Below are 23,439 nucleotides of genomic sequence, written 5' to 3'. Positions count from 1 at the left end.
GTATACACTTGTATATCGGTATCAATACGGATTGATGAAACCCAGCGCCCGCTCCACATCGTAGCGGCTACTCAGCAAACGATACAACGCGTTGATGTAGTTAAACTCAGCCGCCTGCAGGTCTGCCTGGGCAATAATTACTTCGAGGTACGTCTTCACCCCCGACTTGTACTGGAGATTGATCACATCGTACACTTCCTGCGCCAGTTCCCGGTTTTCCCGCAGCATCAGGTAGTCGTTCAGGTTACTTTTGTAGTCGGCCAGGGCCTGCGCGTATTCGGCCCCAATGGCGTTGCGCAACGCCACAAATTCCCAGTCCAGCCGGTCAAGCCGGAGTTGAGCGGCTTTGATGTTATGAAGGCGCTTCCCACCCTGGAAGATAGGGTAGGTAAGCGTAAGACCGTACAGCGAGTTGGGGAAGGATCGGTTAAAGAGCTCCGAGAACTCCTGGTTCTGATGGATCAGATTATAATTTAAAAAAGCGGACACCGTGGGAAGGTAGCTACGGCGGTTATAAAGTACATCCGCCTCCTGCAAGCTCCGCTGGGTCTGTAGTAGCTGGTACTCGACCCTGCTTTCGGGATGCAGGATCAGGTTGGTATCCAGCATCGCTTCGGCTTCCAGGTTGGTGGAATCATTGAGCACCACCAGGGTACCTTGCACCGGATACCCCATGAGGTTCTTCAAGGAAGCGTAGCGGGCATCGAGCTGCTCCTGAGCGCGCTTTAGCTGGGCTTTGGAATTATTGAGGGCAATGGTAGCCCGTTTGTAATCGGTTTTGTCTACAATGCCACCCTGAAACTGATTGTAGGCGTCCCGCAGGCTCCGCTCCAGCCGCACAATGTCCGACTCGATGATGTCGGCTTGCTGCTGGGTGAGTAGTACCTCGTAGTAGGCCTTGCTCACATCCACCGTTACGTCTATTTTGGTTCGCTTGGTGTTTAAGTTCGCCTGGGCGCGCACGGCCTGGGCGGTTTGTCCTGCCTGCAGCAGATCGCGATTAAAAATACTTTGCGTGGCCGAAAAAGCCGCCGTGGAGGTATTGGCTACGCCCGTCTGTACTTCCCGCCGAACGCCCGACGTCGGGTTGGCAAAGTCGGGCAGAATAATGACCGGGAGCTTCAGAAAGTGCTGAAAATTGTAGTTCAAATTGACCTGCGGAAACCAGTCGGCCAGCCGACTTTGGATGGTTCGTTCGGCGATACGTTCGTCCAGTTGGGCTTGCCGAACGTAGGGTTGATGGTTCAAGGCGTACGCCACGCATTCCGAGAGAGACGCTGGCTGCGATAGGGTATCGGATAGTGTCTGTGATTGCACCATGTCAGGGCCGCACATCAGTAGCAGGCCCCCGAAAAGCACCTTCCATGCTTTCATGTATAACTTTCTAATAAACAAATAATTAGGACAATAAGTACCCAACTAATCAACCAGTGGTTAATTAATAAACTACTGGATACTTGTCATGGTCGACTGAACTGAAAAGCGCTGCCGCGGTAGAATAGTTTCCCTAACGATTAAAATTAAAAGTAGCAACATCATTTACCTAGTTTAATCCAAAAAATTAGGTAAATATTTTTATACGAAACGAAGGTCGTTCTTCTGTCTTGTGCTAAGTAAGGGGTACTTTGGGCGAGGGCTGGGGCCAAATCCACTCAATGATCCCCGCAAAGCCAATTACAAGTACGCAGCCAATCAGGTTGAGCCAGAGAAAAGCCGTGAGCTCCTGCCAGTAGCTCACCACCACAAAGAACTCGCCGATCACCGCTCCCCAGAACACCGCCCGGCTCCCGATCTTTTTGAAATAAAACGCCACGAGGAAAATGCCCAAAATTACCCCGTAAAACAGCGAGCCCAGTACGTTGACGGCCTCGATCATACTACCCAGCCGACTGGCGTACTGGGCCACAAAAATGCAGAAAATACCCCAGCCAAAGGTAGCCCAGCGCGAAGCCTTTACGTAGTGAGCCGGGGAGCCATCCGTACGGACCATGCGCTTATATACATCCACAATGGACGTAGAAGCCAGTGAGTTATAGGCCGCCGCCACGGAGCCCATCGAGGCCAGTAGAATGACCGCGATCAGCAAGCCCACCAGGCCCGCGGGCAGGTAGTCGATCACGAATCGAAGGAAAATGTAGTTGACATCGTTGACGTCCTGCCCGCCGGATTTGGAAAGTACCTGCCGGGCTTCCTGCCGTACCGCCTGTACTTCTTTTTCCACTTTCCCTAGATGCTCTCGCTGCTCATTAATGACCAACTCATCGTTTTGGTCCAAGGCCTTCGTCAGGGCCATTACGTGCGCCCGTTTGCCCGCCTGAATGCGCGCGTGGCGCTCTTCCAGCGCCTGGTACTCTGCGGCGTAGGGGGTACTTTTGACCTTATCGGCCTGTACCTGGTTAAAAAAAAGCGGCGGCGTCGTAAATTGGTAAAAGGCAAACACCAGTACCCCTACCAGCAGGATTAAAAACTGCATGGGAATCTTCAGCAGGCCATTCATGGCGAGACCCAGGCGGCTCTGCCCAATGGAGCTGCCCGTCAGGTACCTGCCTACCTGCGACTGATCGGTACCAAAGTACGACAGCTGCAAAAAGAAGCCGCCGATGAGGCCCGACCACACGTTGTAGCGGTTGCTGAGGTCGAAAGAGAAATCAATGAGGTTGGTCTTGCCCATTTTGCCGGCCACGTGCAGGGCATCCGTAAAGGACACGTCCGAGGGCAGCAGCTTCACTACCATCACGCCCGCAAAGACCATCCCCAGTGTAACGATGCCCATTTGCTGCAGGTGCGTATGCGACACCGCCCGCGCCCCGCCCGTGACGGTGTAGAGCATTACGAGTCCGCCGGAAATAATGTTGGTCCAGAGGATATCCCAGCCCAGGATGGCCGACAAAATGATGGACGGCGCGTAGATCGACAGACCCGTGGAGAGCCCCCGCTGCAGCAGAAAAAGCCCCGCCGTCAGCCCGCGGGTACGGAGGTCAAACCGGCCCTCCAGAAATTCGTAGGCCGTAAACACTTTGAGGTTGTGAAACTTAGGGACGAACGTAATACAAAGTACCACCATTGCCAGCGGCAGGCCAAAGTAGAACTGCACGAAGCGCATCCCATCAGTATAGGCCTGGCCGGGGGCCGACAAAAACGTAATGGCACTGGCCTGCGTAGCCATCAGCGACAGCGTAATGTGGTACCAGGGCAACGATTGGTTGGCCAGCAGATAGGACTCAATGTTGCTGTTCTCACGACTGCGGTAAATGCCATAGCCAACGATAAAGGTTAGGGTCAGGGCCAGGACAATCCAGTCAAGGTAGCTCATTCGAAGTGGGTCATAAAGGCGTAGAACAGCGCAATCAGTACTACCAAAGTACCTACTACCAAACCATACAACTGCGGCCAGGTGCGGACAAAGGGCGGCAGGCCGTCGGTATCGGGTGGTTCTTGCGGACTGTTCATGGTAGCGTGAGGGTAGGTTGATTCCGTATAATGTAGGCAAAAATAGGACGCTTTTTGGAACGAACTAGCATCTTTTTAAGAAAAAGTACATACTTCCTTCGCCAGTCGCTTACCTTATGCCCTTAGTCCGGATAAATGATTTTAAGCCTTGAGTCTAGCCTTCGTCAAAAAGCGTATGGTACTATTTCATCATTTTTTGCAAGCCCAGCTAAACGAGCAAATCACCGCGGAAGGTAGGATTGCCTCCCCTTTATTGAAATCAGAACGTTGTATTTTCCCAAAAATCGGCCTCTGCCACCCGAACACAATCTTTTATTTGCCAACTACCACACCCTAACTTATAACCTTTATGTACACTACTTTATGCTCCCAGGTTGTTTACGTGGGTAGTTCCACCTACCTCGATCCGGCGCTGATTGTCCGGCTGGAAGCCGACGGCAACTACACGCGCATTTACTTGGCCAACGGCAAGGAATTGCTCATAGCCCGTACCCTCAAGGTGGTTTTACTCCGATTAGAGCCCCACAGTGCGTTCGTTCGGATCAGTCGCCACGAAGCCGTCAACCCACGCTACATCCGGGTTTTCCGGGAAAATGGCGCACTCATCCTGCACGATGAAACCCGCCTGGTACCTTCCCGGCGACGCCTCAAGACGGTCAGGGAGTCCCTCTCCGCCCCCAAGTACCCCTGGCTTCTTGGTAAGTAAGGGTACTTCTGCACGCAGGTACTTCACCCAAGTACCTGTCGCCACCCACGTGTAGGTACCTGCCGACAGGTACCTGCACAAAGTGATTATTTACTCATGATTTTGCATATTGGGGCACGAACAAAAATGCACTCCTATGCAAACCCTAACCGACTATTTCAATCTTTCCGGAAAAGTAGCCCTCATTACCGGTGCCAGTAAAGGCATTGGTGAAGCCACCGCCCGCCTGCTGGCCCAGGCCGGGGCGCAGGTCGTGATCAGTAGCCGCAAACAAGCCGACCTCGACGCCCTGGCCAATACCCTGCGCCAGGAAGGCGCGGAAGTTACGGCCGTGGCCGCCCACGTGGGTGATAGCCAGCAGCTCAGCAATCTGGTCGAGCAAACCATGCAGGCTTATGGCGGCGTGGATATTCTGGTGAACAACGCCGCGGCCAACCCACACTACGGCCCCACGGTCGAGTTTCCCGAAAGCGCTTTTGATAAAATCATGCAGGTCAATGTGCGCGCCCCCCTGGAGCTTACCCGGCTTGTTCAGCCCAGCATGAAAGCGCGCGGCGGCGGGAGCATCATCAACATCAGCAGCATTGCGGGTCTCACGCCTGACCCCGGCCTGGGCATGTACAGCGTCACGAAGGCGGCCCTTAATATGCTCACGAAGGTATTTGCCAAGGAGCTGGGAGCCGACGGCATCCGGGTGAATGCGGTCTGTCCCGGATTGATCAAAACGAAGTTTAGTCAGGCCCTGTGGGAGGACGAAACAACGCTTGCCCGCTTCACCAAGCGCCTGCCCATCGCCCGCATGGGTACCGTAGAAGAAATCGCCGGGATGGTACTTTACCTGGCTTCACCCGCCTCAGGCTACTGCACCGGCGGAATCTTCACGGCCGACGGCGGTACTACCATTTAATTCCCTCTCCTTCTTACTTTTACCAGTCAGAGCCCGCTTTTCGGCGGGCTCTGTTTTTTCTAGTGCCCCCTGGCCCGTATCGCTTGATAAAGTAGAAACAATTTTATAGCTTTGGTATCCCTTCCTCTTCGTGCATCCGTTGATTTTTTCTTTTTACCCAAAAGCGACTGGTATTATGAGAACAGGCATACAACAAAAAGTAAGCGCCGTTATCACAAGAGGATACGTTACCTTCTTATTACTTCTGCTAAGTACCTTCACGCTGGCCAACTCCATCCTGATCCCGATGGACGATAAACAAGCCAACCACCTCAAAGCCTACGGGATTGCGTTTTCCGTGCTGAAAGCCGACGTGGACGTGGACTGGCTGCTCAACTACCGGGGCGGGAGTTTTATGGTAAAATACAGCTCGGTGGTGGAAAAGGAGTGCCGGGTGCGGGGGGTATCGTACGAGGTAGTTTCCGATGCACAAACCAACCGCATCCTGACCCTGATCGCCGACCCGGACGTGAACATGAACGTGGTGAAGCTCCAAAAAGCGCCCAAGGTTGTGGTGTATTCGCCCATCAAAGTCAGTCCTTCTGAGTTTGAAAATAACGATGCCGTACTCTTGGTACTTGCCTACGCCGAAATCCCTTTCGAGGTAGTGTACGACGAAGAAGTACTGAACGGTGACCTGGCCAAGTACGACTGGCTGCACCTACACCACGAGGACTTTACGGGGCAATACGGCCGGAACATGCGCCGCATGACGGTAGAGGACGTGAAGGCCCAGGAAGACATTGCCCGTCGGCATGGGTACGCCAAAGTGTCGCACATGAAGCTGGCCGTCGCCAAGTCCATCAAAGAATTTTGTGCCGGGGGTGGGTACCTGTTTGCGATGTGCTCCGCCGCCGAAACCCTGGATATCGCCCTCGCAGCCGAAGGGGTCGATATTGTGGACAGTAGTTTCGACGGCGACGGGATTGACCCCAACGCCCAATCGAAGCTGGATTTTAACCAAACGGTAGCCTTTCAAAACTTTACGCTGGAATACCAGGAAGGCTACGGCGGAATGGCTTTTTCCAACATCAACTCCACGGCCAGCTCGGGCTACTACCAGTCACTGGATTTCTTTTCGCTTTTTGACTTCTCGGCCAAGTGGGACATTATCCCGGCCATGCTGGTGCAAAACCACGAAAACGTGATCAAAGAATTTTACGGCCAAACCACCGCCTTTACTAAAAGTACCGTAAAGCCCAACGTACTGGTACTGGGCCAAAGCAAATCGTCGGACAGGTACCTGTACGGGGAGTTGGGTCGCGGGCAGTGGGTCTTTTACGGCGGGCATGACCCCGAAGGGCGGCGCGGCGGCGGCCACCGCATGGCCACCGACCTCAACCTCTACCCGCACTCCGCGGGCTATCGGCTCATTCTCAACAACGTTCTCTTTCCCTCGGCCCGCAAAAAGAAACGCAAGACTTGAAGGGTACTTGGAGGTACTTTTAGAGTTCGTTGTTCTCCATTGCGGCTTTATCCGTCAAAGCCGCAATGGGGCCCTGCGAGCGCGCCGACTCGCTGTCGTGCCCTTTTCGCCCCATCGAGCCCCCTTCTATGTTTTCAGGCAGGAAGCGATCCACCAGCACCAGGGCGTCACTTACCCAGCCGGGCATGACGCCCTGGAGCAGCGCAGCGGCCTTGCCCGTGGCGGTAAGTACCACCTCCGACTTGCCGTATTCCAGCGCTTCCAGAATATCCGCCGCCGCCGACTCCACCTCCTGGGCCAGCCAGGGAGCCGAATCCGATATTTTGAACCAGGCGTATTCCGCTTCGGCGTCTCCTTTTACGGTGACGTTTCGCGGGCTACCGGTGCGGGTCAGATTGGGCGAGACGGTCGTGACGTGGATGTTGTATTTCTTAAGCTCGGCATGCATGCCTTCCGAAAGCCCCACGAGCGCGAACTTGCTGGCCGTGTAGGGCAGCAGGTGCGGGAAAGCAATTTTACCCCCAATGGAAGCGATGTTGACGATGCGGCCTTCACCCCGTTCGCGAAAGTGGGGAATAACGGCCTGCATACTATGGAGCGGTGCCCAGAAATGCGTATTCATGGCCCAGTCGAAGTCTTCCATGTTCATGGCCTCCTGCGGGCCGACAATCATCACTCCGGCATTGTTGATGAGTACGTCGAGCTGTCCGTAGTGCGTAATGACCTCCTGAACCCTGCGATGTACCTCGTCGCGCTGGGTTACGTCCAGGGTGAAGGCCAGTACTTCGGCGCCCCGCTGCTGCAAGTCCTGCCGGGCGCGCTCCACCTGCTCCGCCGTCCGGGCGCATATCGCCAGGCGAGCACCCTTGGCGGCCAACTGCCGGGCCATCACCAGCCCCAGCCCGCGGGAGCCACCGGTGATGAATACTACCTTGCCCTCCAGGGGGTACTTGTTCATTTGCTTCCGAATGGCGTTGGCCACCGCCAGGGCCCCTAAGCCCACCAAGGTCCAGCCCAGCGTTTTGCGCAGGGAGGTACTTTCATGTATTGCTGGTTGATTCATACCGAAAACGACTAAAGTGTACGATGGTACTTGCCGGTTAAAAACTCCGTACCATTCGGTTTTCGGTAATCAAAAAGAGGTACTTTACCGGACTTCCGTGCTAGTGGTATCAGTAGGCGCAGATTCTTTCTGGGCTTTCTGCTCCCTTTTGTCCCGCTTGCGGAAAAAACCTCTCAACAGGAAGTTGTGCTGCAACGCTTCCAGGTTTTCGTCCAGCTTTTGGGAGCTGCTTTCCAGGTACCTTACGGTCGTTTTCAGTTCGGACGCCGTTTTTTCGTCGTTGAGAAGTACCCCCACCGGGCTGTTAGGATTAACCTGCAGGTCGTCACTCATGCGCTTGAGGTTGTCAACGGTAGCCTGCGCCGTGGCGGCCGTGGTGTTGAGCTGCTGCATGGTGGCTTTTACGCTGCGCATGATCGTCGTGTCGGTAGCCAGGTCGTTGGCCAGGCCGCCCTCGCGGGTGAGCTTGGCCGAGTAGCTCGACAGTGAGGCCGTCAGGTTTTGGGCGTTTTGGGACGTTCTCTTCAATGACGCCATCGTGGTATTGAGGTCGTTGTACAGCGATTCGTCGCCCAGGAGCTTCCCTACCGATCCTTCTCCGGCGCGTATCTTGCGACTGATCTCTTTGAAATCACTCGTAATGGCCAGGATGTTTTTGTTGTTTTCCTGCAAGGTATTCATGATATCCTGCTGGCTGTCTTCGGTTTGCACTTTGAGCACGTCTCCTTCTTCGATGGAAGGTACCTTCGGCGTTCCGCCCGCAATCACGATGATCTTGTTCCCAATCAGCCCGTCGGTACTTATTTTCACGGTGGCGTCCTTGCGAATATACTGTTGCGATTTTTCCTCAATGTTGAGAATCACTTCTACTTTTGAGCCTTCGTAAAAGCTAATTCGCTTCACAGTACCTACCTTTACACCCGAAAACCAGACGTTGTTACCCGCCTGTAGCCCGTTGACGTCGTCGAAAATGGAACGCACCGTAACCTTAGGTACAAACGACTTGCGCATACTCCCGATGGTAAGTACCCCCACGATAAAAATCACCAGGCCTAAGAATACAAACAAGCCCACGGTAACGGCCCTCTTTTTAGGGTTTATTGGTTTCATATTGCTCTACTTAAGATCTATAACTAATTGGTTTATTAGGGATTGTGGAATGGCTTACTAACCTTCCCAGCTTTATTCTACAAAATTGTAATCGTAAAAACTTTTGATGCGTTCTTCGTCGGTTTCGAATACCTCTTCAAAGGTACCTTCTCTGATAAACTGTCCGTCGAAGAGCATGGCCAGCCGGTCGCCGGTGGCTTTAGCGCAGGTGAGGTCATGCGTGATAATGATGGAGCTGGTGTGGTAGCGCTCGCGCACCTCATTAATCAACTCATTGATTTCCATGCACGTAATGGGGTCCAGGCCCGCGGTGGGTTCATCATAAAGCATGATCTCCGGGTTCATGATCAGCGTACGCGCAATGCCGATCCGCTTGCGCTGCCCGCCCGAGAGCTCCGAGGGCATCTGGTTGATGGTTTGGCTAAGACCTACCGAGTCCAGTACTTCTTCCACGGCGCGGTTGATCTCCGAACGGCTCAGGTTTTTGACGTTACGCACCAGCGGAAACTCCAGGTTTTCGCGTACGGTCATGCTGTCGTAGAGGGCGCTATTCTGAAAAGAAAAACCAATTTTTAGGCGTAGCTCCCTTAATTGCTTTTCGCTGAGCGAAGGTACTTCCTGGTTCAAAACCTGAACGGTACCCTGATCAGGTTTGAGAAGTCCGGCAATGATTTTGATGAGTACCGACTTGCCCGTTCCGGACCGGCCCAGTACCACTACATTTTCTCCTTTAAATACATCCAGATCGACCCCGCGCAGCACGTGCAGTTCTCCGAACGACTTGTACAGATTCCGGATCGAAATGGCCTTTTCGGTGCCTATTGGATGAGAAGTTGGCTGTTGCATAGGTACTTGTCTATTTCCGGGATTATCGCATCCAATTGGTAATCTGAACAATCGCTACTTCTTCCAGAAAGATCAGGAACATAGATAATACCACCGAAGCGTTAGCGGCTTTCCCCACGCCCTGGGTACCTTGAGTAGCATTATACCCTTTGTAACAGCCCACCATACCGATGGTAAATCCGTACGCAATGGCCTTGAAAAGGGCCGAGCCAATGTCCAGAAACGTGATTTGCTCAAAGGCTTTTTCGAAGAAGGCCACAATGTTGGTTTCTTCGTTGAGGGTTACGTCCAGGAAAGAACCCATGAGCCCGACGAAAGCGCAGTAAAAGGAAAGAATGGGAATGCTAATGGTGGAAGCAAGTACCCGCGTGACCACCAGAAACTTAAACGGATTAACGGCCGAAACCTCCATGGCGTCGATCTGCTCCGTCACGCGCATGGAGCCCAGCTCGGCCCCAATGCTGGAACCCACCTTGCCCGCACTGATGAGGGAAGTAATGAGCGGAGCCAACGCCCGAACGATGGCGATGGATACCAGCGAAGGCAGCCAGGACGTAGCCCCAAACTCCATGAGGGAAGGCCGCGACTGCTTGGTGAATACCATACCTGTAATAAAACCCGTCAGAGAAATGAGGGGTAAGGAGCGGTACCCAATCTGGTAGCACTGCTTCACCAGCTCCTGAAATTCCAGGGGGCCGCGGAACGCCTCGCGAAAGAAACGCCCCATAAACATGTACGCTTCGTAGAAATTCAGCAGCAGGTTGTCAATCCTTCGGGTAATTACGTAGTCTCTGGAATTGCGACGCATAGGGTTGGTAAAGAGAACAGCGAATCGGGTACGTATATTCAGCCTGGATATACCAGAGTAGGTAGGTCAGGATTCAATTTTAATTACATAAAAGTGTGCCAGGCCCCAGGTAGTAAAGTACTTCTCCGCTCCGTTCGGTTCCCGAATCGGTAAAATCAGGGGTTTGGGTGTGATCTGACGGGGGCCTCAGCCGCCTTCGTCCTGGCTCTCAGGAGTCCTTAGGCAGTATTTTGATCAAGCGAAGGGTGATTTGCGTACGGGTATGATTTTTACCCTATTACCAGCCGTTTGGCACTCGATACGTTTGCCTGCCGGGCTTATCCGCCCGGGTATGGTTCATCAACAACAAGCATTCACCGCTATTATGAAAAAGCTTAACTGCATTTACTACTACTTCCTGTTTTTGGTTTTCTCTTCAGCCACCTACGCCCAATCCACGGATCAGGCGCAGGATATGATCGACGCCCTTTGGTATAAAAACAGCATCATCTACAACCTGGAGGTAGGGGTGTTCAAAGACAGCGACAACGACGGCCGGGGGGATTTACGCGGATTAACCGAGCAGCTGGACTACCTGAAAGCCCTGGGCATTGACGCCATCTGGCTGGCTCCCTTCCAGCCTTCACCGGGCAAAGACGATGGCTACGACGTAGCCGACTACTACGGCGTGGACCCTAAGTACGGCACCCACGGGGATTTTACGGAGTTCATGCACCAGGCCGAGGCGCGGGGCATAAAAGTGATCATGGACCTGGTAGTGAACCACACCTCGGACACCCACCCCTGGTTTCAGCAAGCGCGGCAAAGCAAGGACTCGCGCTACCGCTCGTGGTACGTCTGGTCCAAAGATCGCCCCAAGGACTGGAACGAAGGCATGGTATTTCCGGGGGTGCAAGAGGCCGTCTGGACCCTGGACTCGGTGTCGGGTGAGTACTATTACCACCGCTTCTACAAGTTTCAGCCCGACCTCAACTACGAAAATCCGGAGGTGATCAAGGAGTCGCGGCGGGTGATTGCGTATTGGCTCCAACAGGGCATCTCGGGCTTCCGGCTGGATGCGGTTCCGTTCATCTTAGAGGGAGCCAAGCCGCTTAAAGACGTCCGCGATCTGGACTTTACGTACCTTATTAACATGCGTAACTTTACCCAAAGCCGCAAACCCGACGCCGTCATTCTGGGCGAAGCCAACGTAGAACCCAACGAAAATGAGCTGTACTTTGGCAAGCAGGGCGAGCGGATGCCCATGATGTTCAACTTCTACGCCAATCAGTTTCTATTCTACGCCCTGGCTACGGGCGAAGCGAACCTTTTTGTGGAGGCTCTTAAAAAAACCAAGGATATTCCGGCCAACGCCCAGTGGGGGTTCTTCCTGCGCAACCACGACGAAATTGACCTGGGGCGGCTTTCGGACAAGCAACGCCAACGTGTATATGACGTCATGGGGCCCGATACCAGCATGCAGGTGTATGACCGCGGCATCCGCCGCCGCCTGGCCCCCATGCTCAATAACGACCGCAAGCACATCGAGCTGGCGTATAGCCTGCTGTATTCGCTGCCCGGCACGCCCGTGATTCGGTACGGCGAAGAAATCGGCATGGGCGATGACCTGAGCCTCAAGGAACGGCTATCGGTCCGGACACCCATGCAATGGTCAGACGCCCAACATGCGGGCTTTTCGGGAGCCCCCGAGACGTTCCGGCCCGTAATTGATCAGGGAGCTTACAGCTACAAAACCCTGAACGTAGCGGCCCAGCGGCGCGACCCCAGCTCCCTCCTGAACTGGAACGCCCGGATGATCCGGCTGCGCAAAGAATGTCCTGAGATTGGACGGGGGGAATACAAAATTCTGGATACGGGCTCTCCGCACGTAATAGCACTTCGCTACGACTACAAAGGTAGTTCGCTCGTCATTGTTCATAATTTTAGCAAGGAAGCAAAAAAAGCCCGCATCAAAACGGCCCTGGATAAAACCACAACCGTTTTCGACCTCCTGGCCGACCAGCAACAACAGGAAGTAAAAAATGGTACGCTGGATCTATCGCTGCCAGGCTACGGCTACAAATGGTACCGGGTGGGCCAAGTAATGCGCTGAGGGGTACAGGACTGACCGCTCACTAAATAACGCTTGTATAAAGACGAGGGACGGCCGAAAATGAAGGCCGCCCCCTTCTTTTTTTGGTAAAAACAAAGTACCTTTGCTTGTAGTCAAGCGGTTTGCTGGCCGACGAAACGCAAGGTCAGCTTCACTATTTTTTCACCGGATTGCCAGAGCTTGCTAGCCAATAGCTGCTTTCTGTTGATCCTACATTCAGCTGAACTTTGCATTTTAACGAATTTGATCTCCACGATGACCTTCTCCAGGCCGTGGACTCCATGAATTTCCAGCAGGCCACCCCCATTCAGGAAATGGCCATCCCGCGCATCCTTCAAGGGAAAGACCTTATTGCCTGCGCCCAGACGGGCACCGGAAAAACGGCCGCCTACCTGGTTCCCATTCTCAACAGCATTGCTACCCATCCGCAGGAGCACATCAGTACGCTGATCATTGTGCCAACCCGTGAGCTGGCCCAGCAGATCGACGAGCAGGTACAAGGGCTGGGGTACTTTGTCAATGCCACCAGCATTGCCATCTACGGTGGTACCAAAGGCCCCGAGTGGGACCAGCAGCGCAAAGCCCTTACCCAGGGAGCCGACATCATCATTGCGACGCCGGGCCGCCTGATGGCTCACATGCAGCTAGGCTACGTACGCTTCGACCAGCTTCGGCACCTGATCCTGGACGAGGCCGACCGGATGCTGGACATGGGTTTTCTGGGTGATATTCTCAAAATCATGTCCCAGATTCCGGCCCAGCGCCAAACGCTCATGTTTTCGGCTACGATGCCGCCCAAAATAAGGGAGCTCGCCAAGCGTATCCTGCAGGAACCCGAAGAAATTCAACTGTCCGTCTCCAAGCCCGCCGCCGGTATTGACCAGCAGTTTTACCTGGCCTCCGACCAGCAAAAACTACCCCTACTGGTGCACCTGCTCAAGAAGGTGAATACCCCCAGCATGGTTCTGTTTACTTCGCGCCGCTCGTCCGTTGACTCCATCGTACGGGCCTTGGGCCGATTGGGCTACGACGCCTACGGCATTTCGTCTGACTCCGAGCAGTCGGTTCGGGAGGTTGTTTTGCGGGATTTCAAAAACCGAAAGTTTCCCATTCTGGTCGCGACGGATGTACTCTCGCGCGGCATCGACATCGATAACCTGAGCCACGTGGTCAACTTCGACGTTCCCCGTGACCCCGAAGACTACGTGCACCGGATTGGCCGCACGGCCCGGGCCGAAACCACCGGAACGGCCATTACCTTCATCAACCAGGACGACCAGCCCCGGGTACTGCGCATCGAGCGCCTGCTGGAAACGGTCGTGGAGAAGCAAGCCATTACCCAACAGCTAGGCTTGGGAGAAGCACCGGCCTTTGCTCCCCGTAGTGCAAAAGGAAACGGAAGCGGTGATCGCAAACGGAGCGGCAAGCCTTCTTCAAACGCCCGTTCCGGAGCTCCTACGGCGGCCCGAAACCCCGATAAGCCCGCCAAGAAGCGTTCGCCCCGCCGAAATCGCCCCCGCAAATCGCCTTCGGCTCCTACTAGCTCTGCTCCGCAAGATAGCAGCCCGAGCTAAGTACCTTAGTTTAGCCAGGTACCTAATAATTCTCTAGCAGGTACGTATTCCTGCTAGTTGTAATTTCTATTGATTCTTTATTATTAATAGGCTAAATCGACTTTTTTGTAAACCTAACTCCCTATTCAAGACGTTTTATAGTAGTTTCAATCCGAATACCCCGCCTAGGACGGTGTCGGCTATCGGAACAGGTACCTAACTAAAACGATCCTTGAAGCGACTCAAATCGTGGTGGCACTATAAAATAAGCGTCTCCGATCCTCCCATCATTACGCTGGAAGGATTGTACCCCCTGCTGCTGCTAGGCCTACTGAGTCTGTTGGCCTTCCTGTTTCATATGATTCGCATCCAGTTCAACGAAGCGGTTGACTTCTCGTTGGACTGGAATCTGTTTCTGAGCTGGATTCCCCTACTGATTGCTTACATTACCTCCATTCTTTCCAAACGCTTTGGCCCGATTCCCATTTTGGTAGGTATTTTGAGCGTAGTTTGGCTGGCTTTTTTTCCCAATGCCCCTTACATGATCACCGACCTGGTGCACCTGACGGTGGATTTTGAGCGTAACCTCACCTGGCACGACATCATCATGCTTTTCTACTACGCCCAGGTCAGTCTGATCAACGGACTGGTGTCGCTCTACTGGATACACCGTACCTGGCAACGTACCTACGGGAAAACGGCCGGTCTGACGCTGCTGCTCATCAGCCTGCCGCTGGCGGGTTTTGGCGTGTACCTGGGGCGCATCCGCCGCTGGAACAGCTGGGATATTCTGCACGATCCCATCGAACTGCTTAAAAATATCCTGGCCAGCGCACTGGACCGTACGGCGGTACTCCTTAGCTTTGAGTTTGCCCTCATGCTCGGAATGCTCTACCTGGTACTTTGGCTCCTGCTCCGTTTCCGCATCCGCAACGTCCGCCGCTAGGTGTGGGCCTGGGGCAAAGCAGAGGGCATGGGGCAAAGGGATTTAGGATGAAGGTACCCTGCTGCCCTCGGCTCCAAGTACCCCTTATGCCCTCCGCTCCAAAGTACCCCCTGCCCTATGCCCCACCCCCTCTGCCACAACGTTTACCGCTGATCCCGAAAAAATATTCTTCATCCCTAATATAGCGGTGATCAATCCGCCATTTTGTATCTTGTCCAATCGAAACTACCTGACAAACAACCTCCTTTCTACGTATGCAGCTCGTTATTGAAAATCTCAACAAGACCTACTCCAACGGCGTACAAGCCCTCAAGAACATTTCGCTCACCATCGACCAGGGCATGTTTGGGCTGCTGGGACCCAACGGAGCCGGGAAGTCGTCGCTGATGCGCACCATCGCTACCCTGCAAGAGCCCGACAGCGGTAGTATTCAGCTGGGAACGATCAACGTCCTGACCCAAAAAGATGAAGTACGGAAAGCGCTGGGGTACCTGCCGCAAGAGTTTGGCGTATACCCCAAGGTAGACGCCGAGACGCTCCTATCCCACCTGGCGGTACTGAAAGGGATTACCGATAAAAAAGAACGCAACGAGACGGTGAAAGCCCTGCTGCAGAAAACCAACCTCTACGAAGCCCGCAAAAAAAACCTGGGCGGGTACTCGGGCGGCATGAAGCAGCGCTTCGGCATTGCGCAGGCGCTGCTGGCCAACCCCAAGCTCATCATCGTGGATGAACCCACCGCCGGCCTGGACCCCGCCGAGCGCAACCGCTTTCTGAATCTGCTCAGTGAAATTGGCGAAAATACCATCGTAATCCTGTCGACGCACATTGTGGACGACGTGAAGGAGCTTTGCTCCGACATGGCCATTATCAACAAAGGTCAGGTACTTTATAAAGGAAGCCCTACTCAGGCGCTGGCGCAGATTCGGGGCCGGGTGTGGGAAATAAGAGTACCCAAGGCGGAAGTAGAGGTACTTCGGGCGCAATTCAACATTATATCAGAGAAGCTCGTAGGAGGTACCCCCGTGCTGCACGTGCTGGCGGATACCGAACCGGGGGAAGGTTTTGTGGCCGTAGACGGTGATCTGGAAGACGTGTACTTTTCGCACATCTTCGGGACGGCACCGGTAGAAGCCTAAGCCAACCTTGAAGACGCCATGCTATTTTTCAGCGCAATCACTACCCGAAACTACCCTACTTTATGTTGAAAGAAATTTTACGCTTTGAGCTCGCCTACCGCAAAAAACGCTCGGCTACCTACATCTACTTCGCGATTCTGTTTCTGATGAGCTTCTTTGCCGTCACCTCCAAGTACATCGTGATCGGGGGCGTGGCCGGTGGACAGATCGTCGAGAACTCGCCCTACAACCTATCCTTCATGACGGTCATCATGACCTTCGCCATGACCTTCATCGTGTCGGCCATCATGGGAGTACCCGTCCTGCGCGACTTCGACCACAAGACCGACTCCATGCTTTTTACCACGCCGGTGTCGAAGTTTGCCTACCTCTTTGGCCGCTTTTTTGGCTCGTTTGTGGTAACCGTCCTGGTTTTCAGCGCCGTGTGGGTCGCTTTTATGCTGGGCTTCGCCGTGGGCAAGTACCTCCCCTGGGAGCCTTCCTGGGCGGCCAAAGAAATGCTTCCTTTTAACTTTTGGCACTACATCCAGCCGTTCCTCACACTCGGCATCACCAATCTTTTTATCCAGGCGGCGCTCTACTTTGCCGCGGGTACCCTCAGCCGCCAGACCATCGTCATCTACGTGCAGGGGATCGTGCTGCTGGTACTTTACCAGATCGCCGACACCGTCCTGGAAGACATCGACAACAAAACCCTGGCCGCGATGCTGGACCCCTTCGGCTTCCGGGCGTTCCAGATCTACACCGAGTACTGGTCGCCCGCCCAAAAGAATAGCCAGCTGGTACCCCTCGAAGGTGTGCTGCTCTGGAACCGCCTGCTCTGGCTGGGCCTGGCGGGGCTGATCCTGGCCGGTACCTACTTTGGCTTTAGTTTTAGCGTAGTACGCAAAGGCTGGCGCAAAGCCAAAGCGGCCGTGGCCGAGAAAGTGACGTTCAAGCCCGAAAACGTCCGGATTCCCACCGTCAGGCAGGTACTTAATGCCGGTAGCTACCTCACCATGCTGTGGCAGCAGGCTAAGTTTTATTTCAAGATCACCACCCGCGACGTACCCTTCATTGGCATTGTGGCGGTGGGGCTTATCAACCTCATCGTGAGCTCGTTTTACTTCGGTGAGATGTACGGCACGGGCTCCTACCCCATCACGGCCAATGTCCTGGGTCTGCTCGACGAGTTCGATCTTTTCTTTTTGATCATCGTTATTTTTTATTCGGGTGAATTGATCTGGCGGGAGCGCAGCGTGAACATGAACCTCATCATGGACGCCCTGCCCGTACCCGACTGGGTGAACCTGGTGGCGAAATTCATCGGGCTGGTGATGGTGTACGTCCTGTTGCTGCTCGTCCTGATCGTGATGGGTATGGGCGTACAGGCCGCGCACGGGTACTTCAACTTCGAGATCCCGCTTTACGTCAAATCGCTCTTTACGTCTACGCTCTTTTTCCTGGTGGCCTACACGCTGCTGGCGTTTTTTATCCAGGTCATGGCCAACGACAAGTTCATTGGCTACGGACTCATGTTCGTGTTTTTTATCGTCACGTTCACCATCGGGGCCATGGGCGTGAGCCACCCCATGTTCATGTTCAACAGCGGTAACCTCGGCGACTACTCCGACATGAACCGCTACGGGCATTTTGTGGCGCGCTTCTCCTGGCTGAAATTCTACTGGTTCACCTTTGTGTGCATTCTGTTTTCGCTGTCGGTAGTATTTGCCGTGCGGGGCTCGGAGGCCGTGATGCGTACCCGCCTGCGGCTGGGAAGGCTGCGCCTGACGCGCCCGCTGGTTACGTTTGCGCTCACCACAATCATCGCTTTCACCGGCACGGGCTTCTACGTGTACTACAATACCAACCAGCTCAACAAGTACCGTACCCAGGAAGAAGGGGAGCAATGGGCCGTCGACTACGAGAAAACGCTGAAAAAATTCAACCACCTGCCTCAGCCCAAAATCGTGGAGTCGAACCTGCGCGTGGAGCTCTACCCCGACGAGCGCGACTTCACGGCCGAGGGGTACTTTTGGCTTAAAAACAAAACCGAACAACCCCTGGCCGACGTACACATTCAGGAAGATATTCTGAACGACGTCCAGACTGAGTACCTGCGGTTCGGCAACGGCGATGCCCAGGTGAAGCAGCGGTGGGAAAAGTACGGCTACACCATCTACACCCTGGCGCAGCCGCTGGCCCCCGGCGACTCCGTAAAGATGGATTTCAAGGTCAATTTCACCACCCGGGGCTTCACGGCCGGGGGCGGCAATACCAGCATCGTGCAGAACGGTACCTTTTTTAACAATACCTACTTCCCCAGCATTGGCTACGCCGAAGCCGCTGAGCTCGGCGATGACGACCTGCGCCGTAAGTACAAACTCCCCGAGAAGGAGCGCATGATGGAACAAACCGACCCGCGCGGCCTCAGCCAGAGCCTCTTCGGCGACGACGCCGACTACATCCGCTTTCAGATGATCATCGGTACCTCGCCCGACCAGATCGCCATCGCGCCGGGGTACCTGCAGAAAGAATGGGAAGAAAAAGGCCGAAAGTACTACCACTACCAGATGGACATCCCGATGGTGAATTTCTACTCCATCGTGTCGGCGCGCTACGAAGTGAAGCGCGACCAGTGGAAAAGCGCCGACGGCCAGGTGGTGAACCTGGAGATTTACTACAACAAGGGGCACGAGTACAACCTGGAACAAATGATGACCTCCGCCAAGAAGTCGCTGGGGTACTTTTCCGCGAATTTCAGTCCCTACCAGTTCCGGCAGCTACGCATCATGGAGTTTCCGCGCTACGCCAGTTTTGCGCAGTCGTTTGCCAACACGGTACCTTTCTCGGAGGGCATTGGGTTTATCCAGAAGGTGAGCAACCCCGAGAAAGACCTCGACATGCCCTACTACGTAACCGCCCACGAAATAGGCCACCAGTGGTGGGGCCACCAGGTACCCGAGGCCAGCGTGAAAGGCAACGCCATGCTCTCCGAAACCCAGGCCCAGTACTCGGCCCTGATGGTGATGAAGCACAGCTTCACGCCCGAGCTCATGCAGAAATTCCTGAAATATGAGGTAGACAAGTACCTCCAGGGCCGCGCCATGGAGCGCAAGAAGGAGCAACCGCTCGTGCTGGTAGAAGGCCAGGGGTACATTCACTACAACAAAGGTTCGGTGATTATGTACGCCCTGCAGGACTACATCGGCGAAGCCAACGTCAACACCGCCCTGCGAAACTTCCTGGCCGACTGGCAGTACCCCGGCCCCGACTCCAAGCCGGGCCGCTACCCCACCAGCCGCGACCTGCTGGGGTACTTCCGGGCCGAAACGCCCGACTCGCTCCAGTACCTCATCGATGACTGGTTCGAGCACATCACGCTCTACGAAAACAAAACCACCGAGGCTACCTACGTGAAGCAAAGTGATACCAAGTACGAAGTGACGCTGAAATTCAGCTCGGAGAAGTACCGCGCCGACAGCGCCGGGAACGACACGCCCCAAAAGCTGGCCGAGTGGATCGACGTGGGGGTGTACGGCAAAGATAAAGCCGATAAAGACTCGCTGCTCTACCTGCAAAAGCATAAAATAACGAAGCAGGAAAACGTCATCAAAGTGAGCGTACCCAAGGTACCTACCAAAGCCGGCATCGACCCGCTCAACAAGCTCATCGACCGCCACCCCGACGATAATACCAAAACCGTCAGCCAGGCCGAGACGACTAGCTAGAGGTACTTTACATAGGCTTATAACCCTTCCCCGGCTAGTTACAGAATAGCCGGGGTTTTATTTTGTATTAAGATTGTACTTAATTTAGTTATTATGGCAATAATTAATGTACAGATCAATAGACATCCATCAATTAAGTACAATTTCTCTTCTTCAAAAAAAGGCTACATTCTGGTATTTATGTGCATCCATAGAATATTCTGTTGACTATTCCAACCTAAGCCCAAACAGGCCATTCAACAAGTCAAAATTCGATTTACTAGAATACTATTCTTTATAACCAACTAAAAGTGAATAACTATTTGGTTAGTTTAAATTATAATAATATTAAAATTGGAAGAATCTGCTTGATTTTAGTACCAATTTGTCTTGACAAATAAATTACATGCCTACTTTTACGAAATAATAATATTTACATAATCCTCTATTCATCAAAAAAACATTCATTATGAGTAAAGCTCTATCGAGTTTCGTACTGTTGTTTTTGACCGTCGGATTTCTGCACGCGCAAACAACAGTAAGGGGAGTAGTTACCTCCCAGGAAGATGGATCAGCCCTACCCGGTGTAAGCATCGTGGTAAAGGGTACTTCTGTGGGTACCGTTACGGATGGTAACGGAAAGTACGTCGTCAACGTGAGCCGGGATGCTTCTACGCTAGTAGTGAGTTACATCGGATTTGCCACCATGGAGGTGAATATCAACAACCGCAGCGTGATTGATATTACCCTGGAGCAAGATGTAAAAATACTCAGCGAAGCGATCGTGGTGGGGTACGGTGCCGTGGATAAATCGACGCACGTGGGGTCGTCGGCCCAAATCAAAGCGGCTGACATCGAGAAGCGGCCCGTGTCCAACGCCCTCAACGCCCTGATCGGAGCCGCGCCCGGCGTACAAACTACCATGGGCAGCGGAGCTCCCGGCTCGGCTCCCGCCATTCGGGTGCGTGGGTTTGGCTCCATCTCCAACTCCAATACGGCTCTCTACGTGGTAGACGGAGTACCCTTTGACGCCTCTACGGTGAACTTAAACCCCGAAGATATTGAGTCCATCTCCGTTCTGAAAGACGCTTCTACCACGGCCATCTACGGTTCGCGGGGTGCCAACGGGGTGATCATGATCACGACCAAAAAAGGAAAAGCGGGCAAGAGTAACTTCAACATCTCCGCTTCCGGCGGTACCATTTCCCGGGGGCTTCCCGAGTACGAAACCGTAAACGCGCAGCAGTACTACCCCTTGATGTGGGAAGCCTACCGCAATACGCTCCACTACGGCTCGGCCAACCTTCCCATGGATGTAGCCAACAGCGTGGCCTCCGGCCAAACTACCACCTACGGAGGCCGAACCTATTCGGGCATTGCCGATCTGCTGGGGTACAATCCGTTCAATGTACCGGGCAATCAAGTGGTCGACGTCAACGGGGTACTTAACCCTAACGCACAGCTACTCTATCCGGATGATCTCAACTGGGCCAAGGCCATCCAGGGCGGCGGCCAGAGTCGGCAGAACTACACGATGTCGTTTGACGGTGGAGCTGACAAAACCGACTACTTCGTATCATTGGGCTATACCGACGAAAAAGGGTACCTTGTGAACTCCGATTATAAGCGCTTCACGGGCCGTATCAACGTAAGTACCCAGGCTACCAAGTGGCTCAAAACCGGCCTGAACCTGAACGGCGCCTACAGCCTGGCCAACAACGATAATACGTCTGGCAATACGTCGTTTATTAACCCGTTCTACATTTCGCGCTATATCGCTCCTATTTATCCGATCTATGCGCACGACCCTGCCACGGGGGCCTTTGTTCTGGATGAGAACGGAAACAAAATCTACGACATGGGTGATAAGCGGCTTTTTGCCAGTGGTCGCCATGCCATCTGGGAAAACGAGCTGAACAAAAGGACGCAGACCCGCGGCGTACTCGGGGCCCGTACCTACGCGACCGTCAACATCCTGCCTAGCCTGAGAGCCACCACGAACCTCAGCTTTGACCTACAGGATACCCACGAGCGCCGCTTCGACAACCCCATCCTGGGCGACGGAGCACCCGCCGGCCGGGCCTACCACTACCTCTACCGCACCACCGGCACCACCTGGAACCAGCTCCTGGAGTTTGACAAGACTTTTGGACAGCACCACCTGAATGTCCTGGGTGGACACGAGAGCTACTCCTACAAGTACAACTACCTGACTGGTAGTCGGACGGGAATGATCGTGGATGGCGTTACCGAGCTACCCAACTTTGCAACGGTGCTGGGTGTTTCCTCCTACGAGGACAACCACACCATCGAGAGCTTCTTCTCCCGCGCCAGCTACGATTTTGACAAAAAGTACATCATCAACGCTTCGTTGCGCCGCGACGGAAACTCCAAGTTCTTCCGCGATGTACGCTGGGCCAACTTCTGGTCGGTGGGTGGTGCCTACAACATCGAGCGCGAGGATTTCTTCCAGGTATCCTGGGTAGATCTATTGAAGGTACGTACTTCCTACGGCGTAGTGGGTAGCGATGGCCTTACGGACATCAACGGCAATACCTCGTACTACCCCTACCAGGCGCTTTACACCCTGGGCCGCAACAATGACGCCGAGCCGGGCTTTACGCAGGCCTCCATTGCCAACAACGCCCTGACCTGGGAAACGGCCAAAAACTTTGACCTGGGAGTAGATTTCAGCGTGTTCAAAGGACGGCTGTCGGGTAGCTTTGAGTACTTCAACCGCATCACCGACGGGCTGATCTTTGACGTGCCGCTGGCCCTGGCCAACGGCGGTACAACGGGTGGTGGCTTTAGGGTGAGCCAAAACATTGGTAGCCTCTACAACCGGGGTTTCGAGCTCCAGTTAACGGGTGACATCGTCCGCAGCGGCGATTTCCGCTACTCGGCTACGGTCAACTGGACTACCTTCAAAAACCAGATCACCAAAATGCCCGAAACCCAGCAACTCATCGTATCGGGTACTAAGGCATACAGCGTAGGGCACTCCATCTATGACTTTTACATGCGCGAGTTTCACGGGGTAGATCCTGAAACCGGTCTGTCACTTTACAAAACCAATATTGAAACGACAAACACACGTATTGTTGGAGCCGATACCCTGACCTCAATCATTTCTGAGGCAAACTTACGCTACACCGGCCACTCTTCCATTCCAAAATTCTACGGGTCGATGGATCACAACGTCTCGTACAAAGGCCTCTCGCTGCGCGTACTATTTACCTACCAGGTGGGTGGCAAAGTTTATGATAGCGCCTACGGTTCGCTCATGCACGGAGGCACCTACGGTACGACCATGCACGTCGATGCCTTCAATCGTTGGCAAAATCCGGGTGATATTACTTCTGTTCCCCGTTTCGACAATGGTAATACGGTTAATCAGTCAGGAGCAAGTACCCGTTTCCTAACCGACGCCTCCTATCTACAAATCAATAGCGTTACGTTAAACTACCAATTACCACGGCAGTTAGTGAGCACGATCGGAGCCAAGAATGCCAGCGTGTTCTTAGCTGGTGAAAACCTGGCGCTGTTCTCGGCCCGCAAGGGAATGAACGTATCGGGTACTTTCAACGGTACGGTAAGCAACAGCTACACCTTCAACCGGGTACTTTCCGTAGGTGCGAAACTTGGATTTTAATTGAGTCAAGGCT

At 53.9% G+C, this 23,439-nt stretch carries 16 protein-coding genes; 9 read left to right on the top strand and 7 right to left on the bottom strand.

What is annotated here, in order from left to right:
* Positions 1-21: 21 nt before the first annotated feature.
* From HNQ92_RS24735 to HNQ92_RS24725, 3 genes are all read right to left on the bottom strand, one after another.
* Entirely contained in the window at positions 22-1,374 is a 1,353-nt protein-coding gene (locus HNQ92_RS24735; RefSeq protein ID WP_184178487.1) for a TolC family protein, read from the bottom strand.
* A 235-nt stretch (positions 1,375-1,609) separates the two neighbouring features.
* Positions 1,610-3,313, bottom strand: coding sequence for a sodium:solute symporter family protein (locus HNQ92_RS24730; protein WP_184178485.1), 1,704 nt, complete (start codon positions 3,311-3,313; stop codon positions 1,610-1,612).
* Positions 3,310-3,450 carry a hypothetical protein gene (locus HNQ92_RS24725; RefSeq protein ID WP_184178483.1) on the bottom strand — a complete coding sequence of 47 codons (141 nt, stop codon included), beginning with the start codon at positions 3,448-3,450 and terminating at the stop codon, positions 3,310-3,312. Before HNQ92_RS24725 ends, HNQ92_RS24730 begins: the two co-directional genes overlap by 4 nt.
* A 349-nt stretch (positions 3,451-3,799) precedes the next feature.
* On the opposite strand from HNQ92_RS24725, the gene HNQ92_RS24720 reads away from it, so the two are divergent.
* The 3 genes from HNQ92_RS24720 to HNQ92_RS24710 all read left to right on the top strand — a co-directional run bounded on the left by HNQ92_RS24720 (position 3,800) and on the right by HNQ92_RS24710 (position 6,528).
* On the top strand, positions 3,800-4,156 hold the full coding sequence (locus tag HNQ92_RS24720; RefSeq protein ID WP_184178481.1) for a LytTR family DNA-binding domain-containing protein: 357 nt from the start codon (positions 3,800-3,802) through the stop codon (positions 4,154-4,156).
* A gap of 136 nt (positions 4,157-4,292) precedes the next feature.
* Positions 4,293-5,063 carry an SDR family NAD(P)-dependent oxidoreductase gene (locus HNQ92_RS24715; protein ID WP_184178479.1) on the top strand — a complete coding sequence of 257 codons (771 nt, stop codon included), beginning with the start codon at positions 4,293-4,295 and terminating at the stop codon, positions 5,061-5,063.
* Positions 5,064-5,238: 175 nt separating this feature from the next.
* Positions 5,239-6,528, top strand: a complete 1,290-nt coding sequence (locus HNQ92_RS24710; RefSeq protein ID WP_184178477.1) for an asparagine synthetase B — start codon at positions 5,239-5,241, stop codon at positions 6,526-6,528.
* Between the two features lie 19 nt (positions 6,529-6,547).
* Here the strand turns inward: HNQ92_RS24710 and HNQ92_RS24705 are convergent, their stop codons facing one another.
* From HNQ92_RS24705 to HNQ92_RS24690, 4 genes are all read right to left on the bottom strand, one after another.
* On the bottom strand, positions 6,548-7,591 hold the full coding sequence (locus HNQ92_RS24705; RefSeq protein WP_184178475.1) for an SDR family NAD(P)-dependent oxidoreductase: 1,044 nt from the start codon (positions 7,589-7,591) through the stop codon (positions 6,548-6,550).
* A gap of 84 nt (positions 7,592-7,675) precedes the next feature.
* The gene (locus HNQ92_RS24700) at positions 7,676-8,701 is read right to left on the bottom strand and encodes an MlaD family protein (protein ID WP_184178473.1); all 1,026 of its coding nucleotides are present in this window, start codon (positions 8,699-8,701) and stop codon (positions 7,676-7,678) included.
* Between the two features lie 72 nt (positions 8,702-8,773).
* Positions 8,774-9,547: an ABC transporter ATP-binding protein gene (locus HNQ92_RS24695; protein ID WP_184178471.1), complete on the bottom strand. Its 774-nt coding sequence runs from the start codon at positions 9,545-9,547 to the stop codon at positions 8,774-8,776.
* Positions 9,548-9,569: 22 nt separating this feature from the next.
* Positions 9,570-10,355: an MlaE family ABC transporter permease gene (locus HNQ92_RS24690; protein WP_184178469.1), complete on the bottom strand. Its 786-nt coding sequence runs from the start codon at positions 10,353-10,355 to the stop codon at positions 9,570-9,572.
* Between the two features lie 364 nt (positions 10,356-10,719).
* On the opposite strand from HNQ92_RS24690, the gene HNQ92_RS24685 reads away from it, so the two are divergent.
* The 6 genes from HNQ92_RS24685 (at position 10,720) to HNQ92_RS24660 (ending at position 23,426) form a co-directional block, all read left to right on the top strand.
* Positions 10,720-12,447, top strand: coding sequence for an alpha-amylase family protein (locus tag HNQ92_RS24685; protein ID WP_246440796.1), 1,728 nt, complete (start codon positions 10,720-10,722; stop codon positions 12,445-12,447).
* A 227-nt stretch (positions 12,448-12,674) separates the two neighbouring features.
* Positions 12,675-14,021 (top strand): DEAD/DEAH box helicase, encoded by a 1,347-nt coding sequence (locus tag HNQ92_RS24680; protein ID WP_425504314.1) that lies wholly within the window; start codon positions 12,675-12,677, stop codon positions 14,019-14,021.
* 211 nt (positions 14,022-14,232) lie between these two features.
* A complete protein-coding gene (locus HNQ92_RS24675) occupies positions 14,233-14,946 on the top strand; it encodes a DUF1361 domain-containing protein (protein ID WP_246440793.1) in 714 nt (237 codons plus the stop codon).
* A gap of 254 nt (positions 14,947-15,200) precedes the next feature.
* Positions 15,201-16,085 carry an ABC transporter ATP-binding protein gene (locus tag HNQ92_RS24670; protein ID WP_184178467.1) on the top strand — a complete coding sequence of 295 codons (885 nt, stop codon included), beginning with the start codon at positions 15,201-15,203 and terminating at the stop codon, positions 16,083-16,085.
* Between the two features lie 62 nt (positions 16,086-16,147).
* Positions 16,148-19,795, top strand: a complete 3,648-nt coding sequence (locus tag HNQ92_RS24665) for an ABC transporter permease/M1 family aminopeptidase (protein WP_184178465.1) — start codon at positions 16,148-16,150, stop codon at positions 19,793-19,795.
* A gap of 448 nt (positions 19,796-20,243) precedes the next feature.
* Positions 20,244-23,426, top strand: coding sequence for a SusC/RagA family TonB-linked outer membrane protein (locus tag HNQ92_RS24660; protein ID WP_184178463.1), 3,183 nt, complete (start codon positions 20,244-20,246; stop codon positions 23,424-23,426).
* Positions 23,427-23,439 lie beyond the last annotated feature (13 nt).

The organism is Rhabdobacter roseus, assembly GCF_014202275.1.
Lineage (GTDB): Bacteria > Bacteroidota > Bacteroidia > Cytophagales > Spirosomataceae > Rhabdobacter > Rhabdobacter roseus.
Note: the sequence above shows the minus strand (reverse complement) of the source record. Positions and strands in the feature narration are given on the sequence as shown.

Bases quoted from the DNA above. Each gene is read 5' to 3' on its own strand.
- HNQ92_RS24735 (WP_184178487.1), bottom strand. From the start codon at position 1,374: ATGAAAGCATGGAAGGTGCTTTTCGGGGGCCTGCTACTGATGTGCGGC.
- HNQ92_RS24720 (WP_184178481.1), top strand. From the start codon at position 3,800: ATGTACACTACTTTATGCTCCCAGGTTGTTTACGTGGGTAGTTCCACC.
- HNQ92_RS24685 (WP_246440796.1), top strand. From the start codon at position 10,720: ATGAAAAAGCTTAACTGCATTTACTACTACTTCCTGTTTTTGGTTTTC.
- HNQ92_RS24660 (WP_184178463.1), top strand. From the start codon at position 20,244: ATGAGTAAAGCTCTATCGAGTTTCGTACTGTTGTTTTTGACCGTCGGA.
- HNQ92_RS24665 (WP_184178465.1), top strand. From the start codon at position 16,148: ATGTTGAAAGAAATTTTACGCTTTGAGCTCGCCTACCGCAAAAAACGC.
- HNQ92_RS24710 (WP_184178477.1), top strand. From the start codon at position 5,239: ATGAGAACAGGCATACAACAAAAAGTAAGCGCCGTTATCACAAGAGGA.
- HNQ92_RS24730 (WP_184178485.1), bottom strand. From the start codon at position 3,313: ATGAGCTACCTTGACTGGATTGTCCTGGCCCTGACCCTAACCTTTATC.
- HNQ92_RS24690 (WP_184178469.1), bottom strand. From the start codon at position 10,355: ATGCGTCGCAATTCCAGAGACTACGTAATTACCCGAAGGATTGACAAC.
- HNQ92_RS24695 (WP_184178471.1), bottom strand. From the start codon at position 9,547: ATGCAACAGCCAACTTCTCATCCAATAGGCACCGAAAAGGCCATTTCG.
- HNQ92_RS24700 (WP_184178473.1), bottom strand. From the start codon at position 8,701: ATGAAACCAATAAACCCTAAAAAGAGGGCCGTTACCGTGGGCTTGTTT.
- HNQ92_RS24705 (WP_184178475.1), bottom strand. From the start codon at position 7,591: ATGAATCAACCAGCAATACATGAAAGTACCTCCCTGCGCAAAACGCTG.
- HNQ92_RS24725 (WP_184178483.1), bottom strand. From the start codon at position 3,450: ATGAACAGTCCGCAAGAACCACCCGATACCGACGGCCTGCCGCCCTTT.
- HNQ92_RS24670 (WP_184178467.1), top strand. From the start codon at position 15,201: ATGCAGCTCGTTATTGAAAATCTCAACAAGACCTACTCCAACGGCGTA.
- HNQ92_RS24715 (WP_184178479.1), top strand. From the start codon at position 4,293: ATGCAAACCCTAACCGACTATTTCAATCTTTCCGGAAAAGTAGCCCTC.